General features: G+C 58.9%; 15 protein-coding genes and 2 pseudogenes. 4 read left to right on the top strand and 13 right to left on the bottom strand.

Features of this window, described 5'->3' with window-relative positions:
* Positions 1 to 13: 13 nt before the first annotated feature.
* The 8 genes and pseudogenes from GAL_RS19460 to GAL_RS19425 form a co-directional block, all read right to left on the bottom strand.
* The gene (locus GAL_RS19460) at positions 14 to 532 is read right to left on the bottom strand and encodes a type II toxin-antitoxin system YhaV family toxin (RefSeq protein ID WP_024099306.1); all 519 of its coding nucleotides are present in this window, start codon (positions 530 to 532) and stop codon (positions 14 to 16) included.
* Positions 529 to 855, bottom strand: a complete 327-nt coding sequence (locus GAL_RS19455) for a type II toxin-antitoxin system PrlF family antitoxin (protein ID WP_005668772.1) — start codon at positions 853 to 855, stop codon at positions 529 to 531. The genes GAL_RS19460 and GAL_RS19455 overlap by 4 nt, the downstream gene beginning before the upstream one ends.
* Before the next feature lie 124 nt (positions 856 to 979).
* Positions 980 to 1,633, bottom strand: a complete 654-nt coding sequence (locus tag GAL_RS19450) for a DUF6927 domain-containing protein (RefSeq protein WP_024099305.1) — start codon at positions 1,631 to 1,633, stop codon at positions 980 to 982.
* The gene (locus tag GAL_RS19445; RefSeq protein WP_024099304.1) at positions 1,633 to 2,226 is read right to left on the bottom strand and encodes a hypothetical protein; all 594 of its coding nucleotides are present in this window, start codon (positions 2,224 to 2,226) and stop codon (positions 1,633 to 1,635) included. Before GAL_RS19445 ends, GAL_RS19450 begins: the two co-directional genes overlap by 1 nt.
* A gap of 72 nt (positions 2,227 to 2,298) precedes the next feature.
* The gene (locus GAL_RS19440) at positions 2,299 to 4,281 is read right to left on the bottom strand and encodes a ParB/RepB/Spo0J family partition protein (protein ID WP_024099303.1); all 1,983 of its coding nucleotides are present in this window, start codon (positions 4,279 to 4,281) and stop codon (positions 2,299 to 2,301) included.
* Between the two features lie 156 nt (positions 4,282 to 4,437).
* On the bottom strand, positions 4,438 to 4,827 hold the full coding sequence (locus GAL_RS19435) for a DUF3768 domain-containing protein (RefSeq protein ID WP_024099302.1): 390 nt from the start codon (positions 4,825 to 4,827) through the stop codon (positions 4,438 to 4,440).
* Positions 4,828 to 4,913: 86 nt separating this feature from the next.
* Positions 4,914 to 5,123 (bottom strand): DUF6330 family protein, encoded by a 210-nt coding sequence (locus GAL_RS19430; RefSeq protein WP_024099301.1) that lies wholly within the window; start codon positions 5,121 to 5,123, stop codon positions 4,914 to 4,916.
* A gap of 23 nt (positions 5,124 to 5,146) precedes the next feature.
* A pseudogene (locus tag GAL_RS19425) lies at positions 5,147 to 5,449 on the bottom strand (zincin-like metallopeptidase domain-containing protein); the annotation flags it as partial.
* 251 nt (positions 5,450 to 5,700) lie between these two features.
* On the opposite strand from GAL_RS19425, the gene GAL_RS19420 reads away from it, so the two are divergent.
* The 3 genes from GAL_RS19420 to GAL_RS19410 are packed head-to-tail and all read left to right on the top strand — an operon-like array spanning position 5,701 to position 8,851.
* Positions 5,701 to 6,915, top strand: a complete 1,215-nt coding sequence (locus GAL_RS19420; protein ID WP_024096536.1) for a tyrosine-type recombinase/integrase — start codon at positions 5,701 to 5,703, stop codon at positions 6,913 to 6,915.
* Entirely contained in the window at positions 6,912 to 7,856 is a 945-nt protein-coding gene (locus GAL_RS19415) for a tyrosine-type recombinase/integrase (protein WP_024096535.1), read from the top strand. Before GAL_RS19420 ends, GAL_RS19415 begins: the two co-directional genes overlap by 4 nt.
* Complete coding sequence (locus tag GAL_RS19410) at positions 7,856 to 8,851, top strand: tyrosine-type recombinase/integrase (RefSeq protein WP_081731442.1); 996 nt, start codon at positions 7,856 to 7,858, stop codon at positions 8,849 to 8,851. The genes GAL_RS19415 and GAL_RS19410 overlap by 1 nt, the downstream gene beginning before the upstream one ends.
* Positions 8,852 to 8,933: 82 nt before the next feature.
* On the opposite strand, the pseudogene GAL_RS19405 reads toward GAL_RS19410, so the two are convergent.
* Together GAL_RS19405 and GAL_RS19400 are read right to left on the bottom strand one after the other, a co-directional pair.
* Positions 8,934 to 9,578, bottom strand: a pseudogene (locus GAL_RS19405) (ArdC family protein); the annotation flags it as partial.
* Positions 9,579 to 9,618: 40 nt separating this feature from the next.
* On the bottom strand, positions 9,619 to 10,089 hold the full coding sequence (locus GAL_RS19400; protein ID WP_024099298.1) for a hypothetical protein: 471 nt from the start codon (positions 10,087 to 10,089) through the stop codon (positions 9,619 to 9,621).
* A gap of 292 nt (positions 10,090 to 10,381) precedes the next feature.
* Between GAL_RS19400 and GAL_RS19395 the strand changes: the two genes are divergently transcribed.
* Positions 10,382 to 11,584: a Fic family protein gene (locus tag GAL_RS19395; RefSeq protein ID WP_024099297.1), complete on the top strand. Its 1,203-nt coding sequence runs from the start codon at positions 10,382 to 10,384 to the stop codon at positions 11,582 to 11,584.
* Positions 11,585 to 11,796: 212 nt separating this feature from the next.
* Here the strand turns inward: GAL_RS19395 and repC are convergent, their stop codons facing one another.
* The 3 genes from repC to repA all read right to left on the bottom strand — a co-directional run bounded on the left by repC (position 11,797) and on the right by repA (position 15,258).
* Complete coding sequence (gene repC, locus GAL_RS19390) at positions 11,797 to 12,852, bottom strand: plasmid replication protein RepC (RefSeq protein WP_024099296.1); 1,056 nt, start codon at positions 12,850 to 12,852, stop codon at positions 11,797 to 11,799.
* Positions 12,853 to 13,090: 238 nt separating this feature from the next.
* Entirely contained in the window at positions 13,091 to 14,059 is a 969-nt protein-coding gene (gene repB, locus GAL_RS19385; RefSeq protein ID WP_024099295.1) for a plasmid partitioning protein RepB, read from the bottom strand.
* Entirely contained in the window at positions 14,059 to 15,258 is a 1,200-nt protein-coding gene (repA, locus tag GAL_RS19380) for a plasmid partitioning protein RepA (protein ID WP_024099294.1), read from the bottom strand. Before repA ends, repB begins: the two co-directional genes overlap by 1 nt.
* Between the last annotated feature and the right edge of the window lie 91 nt (positions 15,259 to 15,349).

The following is a 15,349-nucleotide window of genomic DNA, read 5'->3' as shown; positions in this document are numbered from 1 at the left end:
CAAGCTGGCCCACTTACCGATCGGGCACCGCTTCAAGGGATTTCTCGAACCGCTTGCCTGCCGCTGCAGCTTCTTTCAAGAGCGCGTCGAAATTGTCAGGTGGGTTGCCATCTTCCAGCATCCCTTTGAACGTCGCATAGGCATCCGTCTTGCTGCCATAGGCGCGCAGGGTCTTGTCGTCGTTCACCCATGCCACCACGATGACCTTCGCATCGCTGTTGAACCGGTAGAACAACCGATACTGCTGGAAGAATTTCGCCCGGAACCAGTGCTTGCGGTGATCGCCTAGTGTGCCGCCTTGCCGGAAAGCGGCGGCACCCGGATCTGCAGGTATGGCCTCGGTGACCAGCTTGAAGATGGCGGCCAGCCGTTTCGTTGGGTTTTTCTTGTGCCAGGTCTTGGGATCGCGAGCCTTACGCGCCTCTACCTCCTCGACCAGCCCTTCGAGCTGGTCCAGAAAGAGTGGGTGCGCATAAATCGACCATCCATTCACGACAAGGGGCGCTTGGGCGGGCACGCTATCGCCGCTCATTCATCCTCGAGCGATAGCGGCGCATCGAGATCGACATCAACGTCTCCGACCAGTGCTGCAAGACGGTCATGCAAAGCCCCATCGAAAGCCCGAATGCGGTCCGGATGCGCCTTGATATCGGCCTCGACAAAATCGAGAAAGGCTCCGAGCACGGGATCTTCCTCGTCGCTGCGCACGGGCTCGATATAGACCCTGCCACTCGGCTCGGTGCAGTAACGAATCTGGTCGCCCTTGCCCAGCTTGAGCTGTTTGCGCACACCCGCCGGCACGGTCGTCTGATACCGATCCGTGAGTTTCGAGACATCTTGTGCGAGGGCTGTCATGGCAGTCTCCTGAAGAAAAGGGGCTTTGCTGCCCGCGATAGGTAATGCATTTGCATTGCCTTGTCAAGACAAGCCGCAGCATCTGCTGTCGCCGGGCAGGTCGATGAACCGTCCGGCGCAGGACCTAATTTCGCCCCGCCAGGAACTCCGCCAGCACCGGGCTAGCCGCACCTTTCGTGGAGCTGAGCAGCTCCGAGCCCGCAAGCGAGGCCTTCGACAGGCGTACGAGCCCACCAGTTTCCTCGATGCGGTAGCAGCGGCGCTTTTGCCGCCCGCGCCTGTAGTGGGTCGCGGTGACAATCTGGCAGGTACTGCCATCGGTGAGCGTCACAGGGGTGGCGAGCTTGATCTTGTCGCCTTCCTCGTAGTCCGGGATCGCAGCCCAGTCCTGGCAGCGCTGGCGCCAGGCATGAGCATAGCTGTCTGGGTCTTTCAGCTCGGACAGCAGGGCCAATAGGCTCAGTGGCGCGCGGGATTCGACCGGTCCCGCGCTTTCCTCCATGTCCTTGTAGCCCCAGCAGCCGTCATCATATCGGGTAAGGAATACGGCGGCGAAAGTGATGGAGCCATCCGCATCGGTGACATAGGTCGTGTCTTCGACAGGGGTGCCGTCGATATTTGTGACCTTTGCCGCCGCGTACCAAGTCGAACCCACCTTGCAGGCTTTGACCAGTTCCGTCTTGCGCCTTTCGCCCTCGAAGGTGCACAGCCGAGCAATCTCCGCTTTCTCATCCGCGTAGGTCTGGACGCGGCCGTCGGTGTAGAAGAGCCAACCCATCACGCCGCCCTCCGGTCATCGATTTCCATCAGCGCATCGAGCGGCACGCGGTAGGGCTGCATGGCGTCAAAATCCTCGCAATTGCCGCAGTTCTGTACGATCGCGAAGGTGTCGCAGGCATCCTTGAGGATGACCCGGAAGGTGCCGCCGAGGCCTGACGGCACCTCGTAGGTCCCGCCGATGAGATAATCCGAGGCCCGGCGCACGAAGACGCGGATGCTGTGGCCATCGGTGGCGAGCCGGATCGCCCCCCGCCCCCGGTCGATGAGCACCTGCACGTCATCCAGGATGTCGGTATAGAACTGGCCGGTCAGATCGCGAAACGCCATGCGGCGCTGCGCCATCCAGTCGGTGTCCCGAAACGGGTTCATGCCGTCGGCGAAAGCGAAGGAGGGATCGGCCTGTTCGGTGGTGACGATACGGGTGGTCGTGCCATCGATGCCGTTTGAGCGCAGATGCACACCATTGCCGACGATGAGGATCAGGGCGGGCCTGTCCACGGGCCCGTTCCAGTTGGGCAAGAAGGTTTTGCAGGCGCGCGCATGGGCGATCTGTTCCGCAACAGCGGACGCAGAGAACTTGAGAATAGCCATGAGGATGTCTTTCGGTTGGGTGTGGGAGGGTCGACCCGCGCGGGGAATGCCTCGCGCGAGTCGCGTGAGGACTCAGGCCGCTTGCGCGACCTCGCTGTCAGGCTCGGGGGTTTCCGCAGCGGGCTCCGCCTCATCACAGGCGACACCGGCGGTCTGCATCATGGGCGGGCACCAGGTGGCCACGGCAGCGCGCTGCGCGTCCGTGAGTGTGGCGAAAGGCTCGGCGAAGAGCTTGTCGCAGAAGGCGACGATCTCTTTCTTGCTCGACGAGGCGAGCGTCACCGCCTCTTGGGCGAGACCCAGATCCTCGCCGAGAATCTTCAGGAGCCAGGCCTTCTTGAAGCGGTTGAAGAGCGCCGCATTCGGCGTCCAATATGCGCGAATGTCGGGCATGATCTCGATCTCGAACGCATGCATCAGGCTGTCGCGCCGAGGATCCCGCGCGAAGCAGGACTGCGTGGTGCTGGCGGTGGCATAGGCCACGAGCTTGGCCTTCTCGCCTGCCTCCAGCGCGCGAAACGCCGCGAACTGATCGGCGGGCGCGCGGGTGTCATCGAGCCAGGAGAGATCAAGCGCATCATGCGCCGCCGCCACCTGCTCGAGCGAGGTCTCGTCGATCTCGTCCATCTTGGCATGGCTGCGGTATTCCTTGCGGGCATCGATCTTGATCGCCTGCGTGACACTCATTCCGCTGGCCAGAACGTCACTGACCAGCTTGAAGAGCGTCAGATCGAGCGTGGCTTCCGGATGCAGCGCCATCGCGGCGCCAAGGGCCATGGCCCGCTCGGTCTTGAGGTCCTCAGCCAGCGAGGCTGGATAGGTGATTTCGCCGGCGTCCGGTGCCTCTTCCCCCGTCGGGTTGACCGACGAGCCGCGCGCGCCTTCCACTTTCACGGTGTCCTCGGGGCGGACGAGGCCAACATGGAGCGTGACCTGCCCACCCTGCCACGACGCGATCACCCCGGACCGCGCGAGGTCCTCGGCGCTGTAGGCCTCCTGCAGATCGCGCACTTCTTCTTCCAAGGCGTCCACGCGCTCGTAAAGGGCATTGTAGGCACCGTCCTCGAGCCCCTCATCCTCCATCTCGAGCTGCAGCTTCTCGAGTTCTGCGGTGATCTCATCGATGCGCTTCTGGGCCGCTTCATCCGGCTCAATCGGGCCGGGATAGACGCGGCCATAGTCCGCCATGGTCGCGTAATCATAGCGGACCATCGCATCGGCCCAGGCAAAGCCCAGCCTCATACGGGCCTCTTCGGCGGCGGCACCGAGCTTCTCGAGCAGGATGGTCTCGACCAGTGCTGCATCCTCAAGCACGGAATGCTCTTCCAGAAGGTCAGCCGCGACAGCACCGCCCCGCGCCTCGTAGTCCGCGCGCACAAAGGCCCCAATATCATCGCTGACCTGCACGCCGCGGGATTTGAGGGCCTGACGGACGGTGTAGGCCTGCAGATAGCCGCCGTCTTTCGTGAGCGCCTCGAAGACCTCGCGCTGCGCCTCCTGGCTCGGGTGCTCGGCGAAGGCCTTCATCGTGTCGAGCGTGATCACCTTGCCCCGGGCTGCGGCGCGGATGTCGGGGTGGATAAGGCCATAACGCAACCGGCCTTTCACGGCCGCCACCGTGGCGCCGAAGGTCTTTGCGATCGTCTCGGGCGTCTGGCTGTCGACCTCCATCATCCGGGCGAAAGCCTCGAACTCGTCGATGGCATTCATCGGTGCCTGGGTGATGTTCTCGGCGAGCGACAGCGCCGTGGTGACGTCGCAGTCGTCTGGGACAAGGCGACAGTCGACCTTGGTTTTCGCCATGAACCCCTTGGTGGCCTTGTCGGCGACCAGCTCCTTCAGCGCAGCATGGCGTCGGCCACCGGCGAGGACAGCATATTTGCCGTCAAGCTTCTGGACCAAGAGCGGCTGGAGCAGGCCCAGCACAGCGATGCTGGCCTTCAGATGCGCGATGTTCTCGGGGTCATAGGTTTCCGGCGCGTTGCTGCGCACATTGGCGGGATGCGGGATCAGATCGCCGATGGCGACGGTAAGGGGAGCAAAGCTTGTGGTCATGGGATATCCTTCCAGGAGGGTGAGGTGTGGCCCGCGCGCTCACGCGCGTGACCAATCCCCGGCTTCAGGGATCACCAAGACAAAAGGCCCACTTTCCCTTTGAGGGGTCAGTGGGCCTTGAGTTTTCAGATCGACACTTTGGGAAGCCCTCCTACCCTACCAGTCACGCGCCAGCATGATGGTCAGCACGCGCATGGTTGTGGCAGGATTGTCCGGGGTCTCGGCCCCGTAGCGGAAATCCGAATCTGCCTCATAGAGATCGATTTTCCAGAACACGGTCTCGCCCCGGATCTCGACCGCGCCAAAATCGTGCCATCCCTCGGGATCATTCTCAGGCTCGAATGTATCGAACGCACCGGTGGCCTTCACCGCCTCGGCCATGAAGCCGTCACCGGCCTCCATAAGCGAGCGGGTGACATGCATTCGGCCCTGGGTGGGCTGCGCGGGCGCCACTCCAAGGCACGCGAGCTTGCGAAACGCGTCGTTTTGCGCCGCGATCACGGTCGGATCCGGACGGTCTGGCTGGGATTGAACGGTCATGGACATGGGATCTCCTTTGAGAAGTTGAAACACCCTTCCCAAAGCCCGCTTTCACTTTTCTGCTTGGCGGAAGGACCGAAGCAGAAGGCGCCTTACCCGAACAGCCCTCTGGCACTGTAGTTCGGGTTGGGGATGGTTTCGATCCAGCCGCCCTGTTCCTTGATGCTCTCGAGTGCCGCCGAGAGCGGGTAAGCGCCCTCGGACGGGCTCCACCAATAGGCACCGCGTTTGAAGGTGATGATCTTGCGGCGGCCGTCTTCGAAGCAGGCCACCCGCAGCGTCTTGGGTTCCTTGCGTGACATGCGAGTCTCCGTTCTCCGTGTGGTCAGGCGGCCTCGGCACTGCGCCCTGCCCTACCCGCCTCAGATTGTGCGATCAGATAGTCACAGGCGCGCTGCGCATCCGCGGCGTGCTTGAAGATCGCACCCTTGTCCGACCGAAGAACGCGCAACCAGTTGTGGAGGTAGGCGGCATTCATCTCGAGCGTATGCGCCGTGAAGCCGAGCGTCTGACCCAGGAACACCGAGGTCAATTCCGCGACGATCTCCTCGCGCGCATAGGACGTGTTGCCAAACTTCGAGAACCCGAAATCACGGTTCAGCCGATGCGGGGCTTTCGTGGCATGGGCCTTATGCCGACGTCGGCATAACACGCATAATGCCGATGTTCAGATTATGCCGCGTTTCGGCTGGGGATTTCCTGTTTCGTTGGGTTCCTCGTATTTTCAGACTGCATAAGACGACCACGGAGACCGTCGGTGTTCCAAACTGGGGGCGGTCCGACTGGAAAAGCCGCCTTGTGCGCGTTTCCGGCAGCGCCATTCGTGTCTGTCCTCTGCCATAAGCACATCCTTCAACCAACCAAGTGAAGGAAATACTTATGGAAAATTGTGTCGAACCAAATGAGGTGGAACGCTTCGCCTCACATATCGAAGATCAAGGATACACTCGCCGCTCCATCATGAAATTCAGGGGCACCGCCGAAACGCTTTGGGCCGCGATGCTGAAGGCAAACCTCGGGTCCGCAGACTTGACTGAAGATCACATGGATCAACTGACGGGGCCGATTATCAATGCCGCGTCGGTGAAAGACAAAAAGCACTGTCGGCATCGCATCGATCGGTTCAGGGATTTCCTGATTGAGACCGCGGGCGCACCGCCGCGTTCTGAACCGCCGCTGGACATGTCGCCAAGAGCTTGCCTGAAACGGGAATATGAAGCCTACCTTCGCGTCCAGCGCGGCCTTTCCGATGACACCATCTACTCTTGCCTTCGGTCTTGCGACCGGTTCCTGACGGCCAAGTTCGGCGCCGGTCTTGGCGACCTGAACACCATCAAGCCCGACGACATCACAGGATTCATACTCTGGTTGCGCAAGGAACAAAACGCGCCGCGTGACAAGACAGGCCCATCGCATCTTCGCAATCTGTTCCAGTTCCTGTTCTGGAGCGGCAAAACCGAGCGCAATCTGAGCAACGCCGTGCCAAAGGCACGGCAGCCGAAGCCGACCGGCATTCCGAGATATCTTGAGCCCGAAGAGGTCAATCGTCTGATCGAGGTCGTTCGCAATCACAAGAAAACAGGTCGGCGGAACTATGCGATGCTGATGCTGATCGCCCGGCTCGGTCTTCGGGCACCTGAAGTGACGGCGATAGAGTTGGACGACATCGACTGGCGCGCCGGAGAAATCTTGATCCGCGGCAAACGGCAGTTGCATGACCGGATGCCACTGCCGGTGGAGGTCGGCGAGGCGATTGTCGACTACATCCGCAATGAGCGCCGGGGGCCAGAGCGAGCACTGTTCGTGTCGGTGAAACCGCCGTTCAAGCGGTTCAAGGACGCTCAAATCCTCCGCTGGATTTTGCGTGATGCCTATGACGCGACCGGCATCTGCCCGCCACAAGCCTATATCGGCACCCACATTCTCCGGCACAGCCTCGCCACGGACATGCTGCGAAAGGGCGCTTCGCTTGCTGAGATCGGGGATGTGCTGCGTCACCGATCTGCGATGACCACGACCATTTACGCGCAATACGATGTGGATTCCCTGCGCTCGATCTCACGCCCGTGGCCAACTTCGGGAGGGGTGCAATGAAGACGCTTTGCCAACGACTTGACGAGTATCTGGCTCTACGGCGCTCGATGGGATTTGCTCTCACCTTTGATGAACGTGTGCTGCGCAAGTTCACGACCTATGGCGATGAACGCGGGTTCGACCGGATCTCGACGCCCTTGTTCCTTGACTGGAAAGCAAACTACGGCAGCGCGGACAACAACACTTGGTCTTGTCGCCTCGGGATGGTCCGAAGGTTTGCCTTTTGGCTTGCGCAACATGATGATCGCACCGAAATACCGTCCAGTCAGCTTGTCACCGGCCGATACCGAAGACGGGTGCCGTATATTTACGCGCCCAGCCAGATCGCAAACATCGTTGCTGAGGCGGGTCGGCTGCCATCACCCTATGGTCTCCGGGCCGCGTTGTGGCAGACCCTGTTCGGCTTGATCGCCGTCACGGGAATGCGCGTGAACGAAGCCTTATCACTGGATCGGCAAGACGTTGATCTGAAACGAGCCTTTCTCACGCTGAGGAACACAAAGAATGGCCGGGATCGGCAGCTACCCGTCAACGGCGACACCGCCCTTCAACTCGCCCGATATGCCAAGTTGCGGGATCGGCTGATCGCGCGTCCGTCATCCCGGTTCTTCATCAAAGAGGATGGCGAACCGGCGGGAGATTGCGGCGCGCGCTACAACTTCGCGCAGGTCAGCGGAAATATCGGCCTCAGGCCACCGCAAGCCTTCAAACGCCACGGCCACGGACCGCGCATCCATGATTTGCGGCACAGTTTTGCCGTTCACACCATCCTGGACTGGTTCCGCGAAGGCCGGGACATCGAAGCCGAAATGTACAAGCTCAGCACCTATCTCGGCCATTCCGAGCCAAAGCACACATTCTGGTACATCGAGGCCGTGCCAGAGCTGATGCATTTGGCGGCGGCGCGGGCCGAACAACGGGTTCTGGAGGATGCGTTATGATTGCGACCTATCCCTTGCCCATCTATGTGCAGCGGTTCTTCACCGAGCGGTTGTTGACCCAGATGCAGGCCAGTCCGAACACGATTGCCAGCTATCGCGACACCTTCAGGCTCTTGCTGAAATACGCGGAAGCGGAAACCAGGCTGCCGCCGACAGAGCTGCATGTGGCTCATATCGACGCCGAAATCATCGGGCAATTCCTGACCTTCTGCGAGGAGGAACGCGGCAACAGCGCGCGAAGCCGAAACACGCGGCTTGCCGCTATTCGCTCGTTCTTTAAATATGTCGCCGGCTGTGAACCTCAGTTGTTGCATCATTGCCAGAAGGTGCTGGCGATGCCGGCCAAACGACACGAAAAACGCGTGGTGGACTTCCTCACCCGTGATGAGATGGAGGCCTTGCTGAAGGCGCCGGACCAATCGACTTGGTTTGGTCGGCGCGATCGGGTTCTGCTCCTCACAATGCTCCAAACTGGCCTGCGTGTATCGGAGTTGATCGGCTTGCGCGTTGGCGATGTTAAGCTCGGCACCGGGCCGCATCTGAGATGCATCGGCAAAGGCCGAAAAGAACGCGCGACGCCACTCCGGGCAGACAGCCGGGAAGCGTTGCGGGTGTGGCTTGCTCAAACCGGGGCGGAAACCAGTGATCCCCTGTTCGCGACAATCCGCGGTAAGCCTTTGAGCCGGGATGCGGTTGAACGGATCGTTCGGAAACATGCGGCCACCGCCGCCTCGAACAGCTCGACGTTCAGATTGAAACGTGTCACGCCACACGTCCTGCGCCACACTGCCGCGATGCAGCTTCTGCAGAGCGGCGTCGATCGGACAATCATCGCGCTCTGGCTGGGCCATGAATCGGTCGAGACGACGCAGGTCTACATCCATGCCGATATCGAACTGAAGGAAAGAGCGATGGCGCTGACAAAGCCGGTTGGCGGCACCGGCGGACGATATCGGCCGGGTGACGAGTTGTTGGCATTCCTGGAAGCGCTCTGAATTATGCCGACACGCCGCGCCGGTCTTCCCGCAGGACAACAGGCTGTGAGGATCGGCGCGGCATAATCTGAACATCGGCATTATGGGCCAGCTCATGGGCCCAGACCCCGTAGAAATTGCGCGGGTCCTGGAACCGCGTGATGGACGGCATGTAGACCTTGTCCACGGGCGGCAAATAGTACGCCTCCGTGCCCGTGAAGACGGTTGTGATGTCGATCGCATCAAAGAAGGTCTGCATGTGCGGGATGGGCTCGGACGGCGCATGCTCGGGCACGGGCTCCGGGTCGGGGAAGAAACTGTCGGGCAGGCCATCGATTTGGCAGGCATTGAACACGCGGTAGGATTTCTGGAAGCGGAAGATGCGGGCTTCCTCGGAGTGATCATCCCCGTCGCTGCGGTCATGCTCATCTGCGCCCGCATCTTTCCGGCTTTGACCGTAATAAACGACGACAGAGGATTTTTCGCCCTTGCGGACCTTTGCGTCCAAGGCATTGGCTTGCGGCAGCGTCATCCAGAAAGGTGAGCTGTGGCCCGCCATCACGGTCCGCATCGTCAGCAGGAAGTTGTTCACTCCCTGGTAGGGTTCTCCGCCCACGCGCAGGGGACGAGAGCTGCCACCTGCGGTCCATGGCTTGCGCCACGGCAGGACGCCGCGCTCGATGATGCGGATGATTTCGTTTGTGATGACCTCGGAGGCATCGAATTTGGGCGTGCGGGATCGGGCCATGGCTGGCCTCCTTTCGAGTTTTGGTGAGAGTAAGTGGTGATCAGGCTGACTGATGGGACCGCGGATCGTTGAGGATCCTCGCGCCGAGCCCTTCGACCATGTCGATGTAGGTGGTCAGCGAGACGGACTTGCCGGAACCCGAAGGTTCAGGGTCAACCGATCCGTCCCGCGCCACGCACGGCAAGTTCGCGAAGGCGATGACGTCACTGATGGGTCGGATATCGATGAACGGGGTTCCTCGTGCGACCGCAAGAGTGGCCAAGGGAAAGCGCTCGATCAGCGCGAAGGTCGAAACGGTGGTCCAGCCGAGATGGATGAATGTCCCGCCCTCTCCGCAGATCACATGCGCGTTTGGTAATGACGCGGCCTGCTTCAGATAGCCGAGATCACGCAGGACGGTCTGGCGTTCGAGCCGCTGTGCCAGCAACGTCTGGCCAGTTCGGCGCAACTCTCTATGCCGCCACCACGAGGCAGCGGTTGCGCGGAGCACGCGCAAGACACCTGTTTGCATGGGAATGCCCTTCATCAGGAAAGACAGACCGGAATCCGGCCCGGACCCATCTGAGGGACCCCAAAGGTCCTCATCCGTCAGTCACAAAACCCGAAGAACACTTTCTCTTTTTTCGGCCCCTTTGGGCACACAACAAAACCGAAAAGCCCGGCACATCTGCCGAAGCCATTGATTTCATGCAGCAATTCTAGATCGGCAACCAAGATCGGCAACGCATATCGGCAAAACCTTGCTTAAAAGTACAAAATGTGTTTATTTTTCAATTACTTTGCAAACATGGAAGATCGGCAAAATGCTGGAAACACCCGCCAGGATCGAACCCTGCTTCTTCGAGGAGCATATTCCGACAGAACTGGCAGACCTTTCGGTCGACATCCAGAGGGAAGCCACCGGGCTGGGACAAGGGTTGCATCCTGACAGCGCAGCCGAACTTGCCGATCTCGTCCGTGTGATGAACTGCTACTACTCCAACCTGATCGAAGGACACAACACGCGCCCCCGCGACATCGAAAGGGCGCTGGCTGGCGCCGAGCTTGAGGAAGAAACCCGTCCCCTCGCCCTTGAGGCCCGGGCGCACGTCATCGTTCAACGGGCCATCGACGAGATGCATCGCAAGGGCACCCTGCCCCGCCCCACATCCGTCGAATTCCTGACTTGGGTCCATAAGAGCTTCTACGACGAGATGCCGGATGAGTTTCGGGTCATCGAACATCCCGACGGCACACAAGAGCCCATCGTTCCGGGACGCATGCGCCAGGATGATGATCGGGAAGTTGCGGTCGGGCGCCACCTACCTCCTTCATCGTCGCGCGTCGCGGCATTCATGGACCATTTCGACAAACGATTTCAGATTGCGGCGCGGTCTTCGAGCGGACGGATCATCGCGATCGCCTCTGCGCATCACCGGCTCAACTACATCCACCCTTTCCCGGATGGTAACGGCCGTGTCAGCAGACTGATGTCTCATGCCATGGCCCTCACAGCGGGGATTGGTGGCCAAGGGCTCTGGTCCGTATCACGTGGGCTGGCCCGCGGGCTAACCGATCGGGGCGAGTACAAACGGATGATGGATCTGGCCGACAGTCCACGCCGCGGAGACCGCGACGGACGGGGGAACCTGTCAGAAGCGGCACTGAAGACGTTTAGTGAATGGTTCCTAAAGGTGACGCTCGACCAGATCACCTTCTCAGCAAGATTGTTCGATCTCGGCGGACTAGACCAACGGTATCGTCGTCTTGTTGCAGATACCATCGATGACAAGCGAGCGCCGGAACTAATCTCGGCGGTTCTTCGGCATGGGGCACTGGAACGAGGCGATGCGCAGATTGTGCTCAAGACGTCCGAGCGTACTGCTCGCAACACGCTGAGTAAACTGACCGCCGCCGGATACCTGAGGTCCGCCTCGCCGAAGACGCCGGTTCGGTTGGCGTTTCCGTTGGATTATCGAGAGCGGCTCTTTCCAAACCTCTTTGGAGACGGTGACCTCCCACAATAACTTTAGGCATTTAGGGTGTAATGCCTGGCCGCCGATTTCTTCCATGGGCGGCCAGATTTTCATCAAGGCTTGCTCATGTGTCACTTGTCCACCGCGGTGGACATCTGCTGGTCTGAGATAAACTGAAGAACCACCACGCGCCGCTATGTGCGTTTGGACAGTTTTGGTTGCCACAAGCGCCGATTCTCGTTCGAAGTCCACCGCGGTGGACATTAGACAGTTCGCTCATTGTTTTCGGACAGTCGCTTGATCAAAGCTAATGGATCAAATTGGTTTTGCCTTTGACCCAGGGTGATACTGTGAAAATACGCTGCAAAATCCCTGATGCGTTTTCCAAGCTGTAGCATGATGAAGATCGCGCATGACGCTTTCTGAGCTCCTACAGCATTCTTGGCTTTCTCGAAAGTCTCTGGGTGAATGCCCATCATGGGTGCAAGTGTTCGAGCATGGTTTTCAATGTCCAACCAGTTTCTAAGTCTCTCTGTGGAGAACGATGTCGCCTGATCGCAGACTGAGGTCAGCAAGTCTGGTTTCAGGGCCTCAAGGCCTATGTTGCTATCTAAATCTTTTTTTTCTTCTTCAGACTTAGATTGATGCCGGACAGTTTGTCCGTCATTGGCGGGCAATTCCATAGTTTCAGGCGGGTCATCCGGGGTAGACAAACTCTGGCATTCTGCATCTGTATTGGCGAGCAGAGCGTGGTATTCGGGGAGGCTCAGCTTCCTGCGTAGAGCTTTCCGTGCGTGGTTGATGAATGCGTTGCTAGGATCGTGCTCTTCCAAATGGGCGAGCTTTGTAAGGATCTGTTTGCGGACAAATATCCGATCTCGCCGGTTATTCTCCATCTCTTGCGCGATGGCTATAAGCTCGCTCGCACGTTGGAGCAGGGGGGTGAGAGACAATCCATAACTGATGCACTCCCCGCCGGATGAGCGAACGCGGTAGCGCTTTCGGTTCGAGCTGTCATTGCGCTTGATGAATCCGAGTTCAACGAAGCGGTTGATGTGCCTCCGGAGTGTCCGTTCGTCGATTCCGCCAACGCGCTGGCAAAGTGAATCGTTAGACGCAAAAACCGTTTCGCCATGGCCAGGTTTCAGAAAACTGAGCATTGCTTGAAGTGTCTGTATGTGGCCAGGACGTAGACCAAACACGCTGCGTGCATCTCTCAGGGCTCTGAAGATGGTCCAGACGTCGGTTTCAGATGGGGGAAATGAGCCGCGGGTTGCATCAGCACCTGCGGCTTCGATCGAGAGTTTTGTAAATGCCATGGCTTGTTCACGACGACCGTTCGGCCCACAACTTCCCCGTCTCTTTCCTCGAATTTTCGCGGAAAAAGGCAAAAAATATCAGTCCACCGAATCGGTGACTCTTGACCGGTATGCTGGAGGTTGCTACATCAAAGATGCTAATCAGATGATGAGGGCTCTCCAGGGGAAACTTTGGGGGGCTCTTTTCTTTCGGGTCTTCGCTTTTCTCCTCTGCTCGTGTTGCTCTGTGTGGCCTGGGTTAGGACCCAGAGCCTCTCTCATTCCGCCACTGTACGAAGAGTTGCAAAAGCGTAGCTTCCGCGTGCTCTTCGAGCCATTGGCCGAATTCTGGATTGTCCTTCTTGGTGACCTTGAGCGCGATCGCCTTCTCATCGATTGTCAGCGTGCCCAATGAACTGCCGTTCTCATCATTGATGACCGAAGTCAGCCCACGATTGGGCGGCTTCTTGTCGCTACGTGCTTTGCTCGAGCAAGCCGAATAGACCGCTTGGAACTTTTCGGAACTAGGAGTGTCGTCGGGCAGGGCGGCGAGCGCCTCTTTGGCGATGTCCACCAAATCTACCTTCACCGACAAGGCAGCTAGATCACCCCACTGCCGTCGTCCGATCCCATGTGCTGGCCCGATGAGTTGAACAAGACCGTCTGGCAGTTGTTCTATGACGACCCTGTGGTTGGATACGCCTTGCCGGGTCAGACCTAGAGCATCTTGAATGACACCGGGTTTGTACCCGGATTCTTGCATCTCTTTGATAAAAAGAGACTTTTCTATAAAAGACGGATCAAGCCTGAGGTTGTTCTCCTGGCCTTGAGCGATCAGAGATGCGTCATCGTCCAAGGTTCGAACAATTGCCTTGACCGTTCCACCGACCTTACGGATCGCCGCAAGCCTGCGGCGGCCGTAGATGATGCGGTATCTGTCCGGTTGGGCTGATGGACGGACCATGATGGGCACTTGTTGGCCATGCTTGCGAATGCTCTCGGCCAACTCATCGATACTGGAATCTTCCAGCACCAACCGATCGCGCAGCCCATCCATGTCAATCTGATCGGGTTCGATATCGCGAATCGAGTTTGCTGTGATCTCGCGCAAAGAGTCGCGCAATCCTCCAACAGATCCCGGCAGCTTTGCCGCTTTTGGCGGGGTAGGGGAGGGGGCTCCGCTCTCCGTCTCATTCCTTGGAGGCTGGTTGAAGATGTTTCGGGCCATCAGCGACGCCCCCATGCCATTTGGATCGTCTGCTCTAGCTCATCGCCAACGCCATTCACGCTGGTCAGGGCGCGATCAATTGTCTTTCTGATGAATTGGCTTGGATCGACTTCGTAGACGGTCTGCTGGGTCATCCCCGCGTCGGAGATCGCCGTAGACTTCAGCATTGGCTCTGTCATGACCTGACCTGCCAGAATTGATCTCAGGTAGCCTGCCATTTGGGTCTGCGGACCGTCCGACGGTTCATATCTGGTAATCAGGAACTTGACAAAATCCCATGTGACACGCCGACCGATGGCTTCCTCCACGGCCTTGACCGTTTCTGAAGCAAGCTTCAGGAATTGGCTCATGGATGCGATGTCAAGCATGCCAGGTACCACGGTAACCAAAAGCCCCGTCGACGCTGCCAGCGCAGTCAGGGTTAGAAACCCAAGCTGAGGCGGGCAGTCGATCAGGACGATGTCGTAGTTTGCCTCAACCTCTTCAAGCGCCAAGGCGAGGCGCTCTGCAAAGATGGGCTGTACGCGACGGGCGAGAGCGTTTGCGGTCTCGGTTTCGTACTCCGAGAGCATCAAACCGGCGGGCACCATGTCGAGCTTATGGAAGTAGGTCTTTTGGATGACGTTCGAGAGAGGAACTTGGTCCTCATATCTCAAAGCATCATAGATTGTGCCGCCATCGGCGAACTCAAGCTCGGGCCGAAAGCCGAAAAACGTGGTCAAACTTGCTTGCGGATCGAGGTCTAGGACCAGCACGCGGTAACCGCGCAAGGCATACCTTTGCGCAAGATGAATCGTTGTAGTAGTCTTTGATGAGCCGCCTTTGAAGTTGACGACGGATATCACCTGGAGACGATCGCCATCACGTCGACCTGGGCGGTAGCTTTCTGCGTTCTTTCCAGTGCGTCCAAGAACATCGCGCAACTCATCAATCTCTTGGGCTGTGTAGAACCGGTGTCCGCGGTTGTCTGTATGCACTTCCGGGAAGCTGCCGTCCTTGTGCCGGTTGCGCAGGTTAGATGTGCTTACGCGCAGGAGGCCGGCGACTTCGGTGGAACTGAAGCGACGTAGGGACTTTCGTTCTTCGGGTTCGAAAGCGATCTTCATCTGGCGATCCAAAGACTCAGCCAGATTGTTGGCAAATGCTCCGATATCGGAAGAGCCTATGCCTTGCGTGTATCCAATGTTACGATCATCCATGTCCTGCCGCCCACTCTCGGCCTCTGTTGAGGCTCTTAGTCATTCTGACGGTGTACAGCGTGTCTGACGCGTTTTGCCGTCAGAATGGGAA

It is taken from the genome of Phaeobacter gallaeciensis DSM 26640 (genome assembly GCF_000511385.1).
GTDB classification, from domain to species: domain Bacteria; phylum Pseudomonadota; class Alphaproteobacteria; order Rhodobacterales; family Rhodobacteraceae; genus Phaeobacter; species Phaeobacter gallaeciensis.
The sequence above is the reverse complement of the archived record's forward strand: the minus strand, read 5'-3'. Positions and strand labels throughout refer to the sequence as shown.

Bases quoted from the DNA above. Each gene is read 5' to 3' on its own strand.
- GAL_RS19400 (WP_024099298.1), bottom strand. From the start codon at position 10,089: ATGCAAACAGGTGTCTTGCGCGTGCTCCGCGCAACCGCTGCCTCGTGG.
- GAL_RS19445 (WP_024099304.1), bottom strand. From the start codon at position 2,226: ATGGCTATTCTCAAGTTCTCTGCGTCCGCTGTTGCGGAACAGATCGCC.
- repB (WP_024099295.1), bottom strand. From the start codon at position 14,059: ATGGCCCGAAACATCTTCAACCAGCCTCCAAGGAATGAGACGGAGAGC.
- repC (WP_024099296.1), bottom strand. From the start codon at position 12,852: ATGGCATTTACAAAACTCTCGATCGAAGCCGCAGGTGCTGATGCAACC.
- GAL_RS19450 (WP_024099305.1), bottom strand. From the start codon at position 1,633: ATGGGTTGGCTCTTCTACACCGACGGCCGCGTCCAGACCTACGCGGAT.
- GAL_RS19440 (WP_024099303.1), bottom strand. From the start codon at position 4,281: ATGACCACAAGCTTTGCTCCCCTTACCGTCGCCATCGGCGATCTGATC.
- GAL_RS19430 (WP_024099301.1), bottom strand. From the start codon at position 5,123: ATGTCACGCAAGGAACCCAAGACGCTGCGGGTGGCCTGCTTCGAAGAC.
- GAL_RS19460 (WP_024099306.1), bottom strand. From the start codon at position 532: ATGAGCGGCGATAGCGTGCCCGCCCAAGCGCCCCTTGTCGTGAATGGA.
- GAL_RS19435 (WP_024099302.1), bottom strand. From the start codon at position 4,827: ATGTCCATGACCGTTCAATCCCAGCCAGACCGTCCGGATCCGACCGTG.
- GAL_RS19455 (WP_005668772.1), bottom strand. From the start codon at position 855: ATGACAGCCCTCGCACAAGATGTCTCGAAACTCACGGATCGGTATCAG.
- GAL_RS19415 (WP_024096535.1), top strand. From the start codon at position 6,912: ATGAAGACGCTTTGCCAACGACTTGACGAGTATCTGGCTCTACGGCGC.
- GAL_RS19395 (WP_024099297.1), top strand. From the start codon at position 10,382: ATGCTGGAAACACCCGCCAGGATCGAACCCTGCTTCTTCGAGGAGCAT.
- repA (WP_024099294.1), bottom strand. From the start codon at position 15,258: ATGGATGATCGTAACATTGGATACACGCAAGGCATAGGCTCTTCCGAT.
- GAL_RS19420 (WP_024096536.1), top strand. From the start codon at position 5,701: ATGGAAAATTGTGTCGAACCAAATGAGGTGGAACGCTTCGCCTCACAT.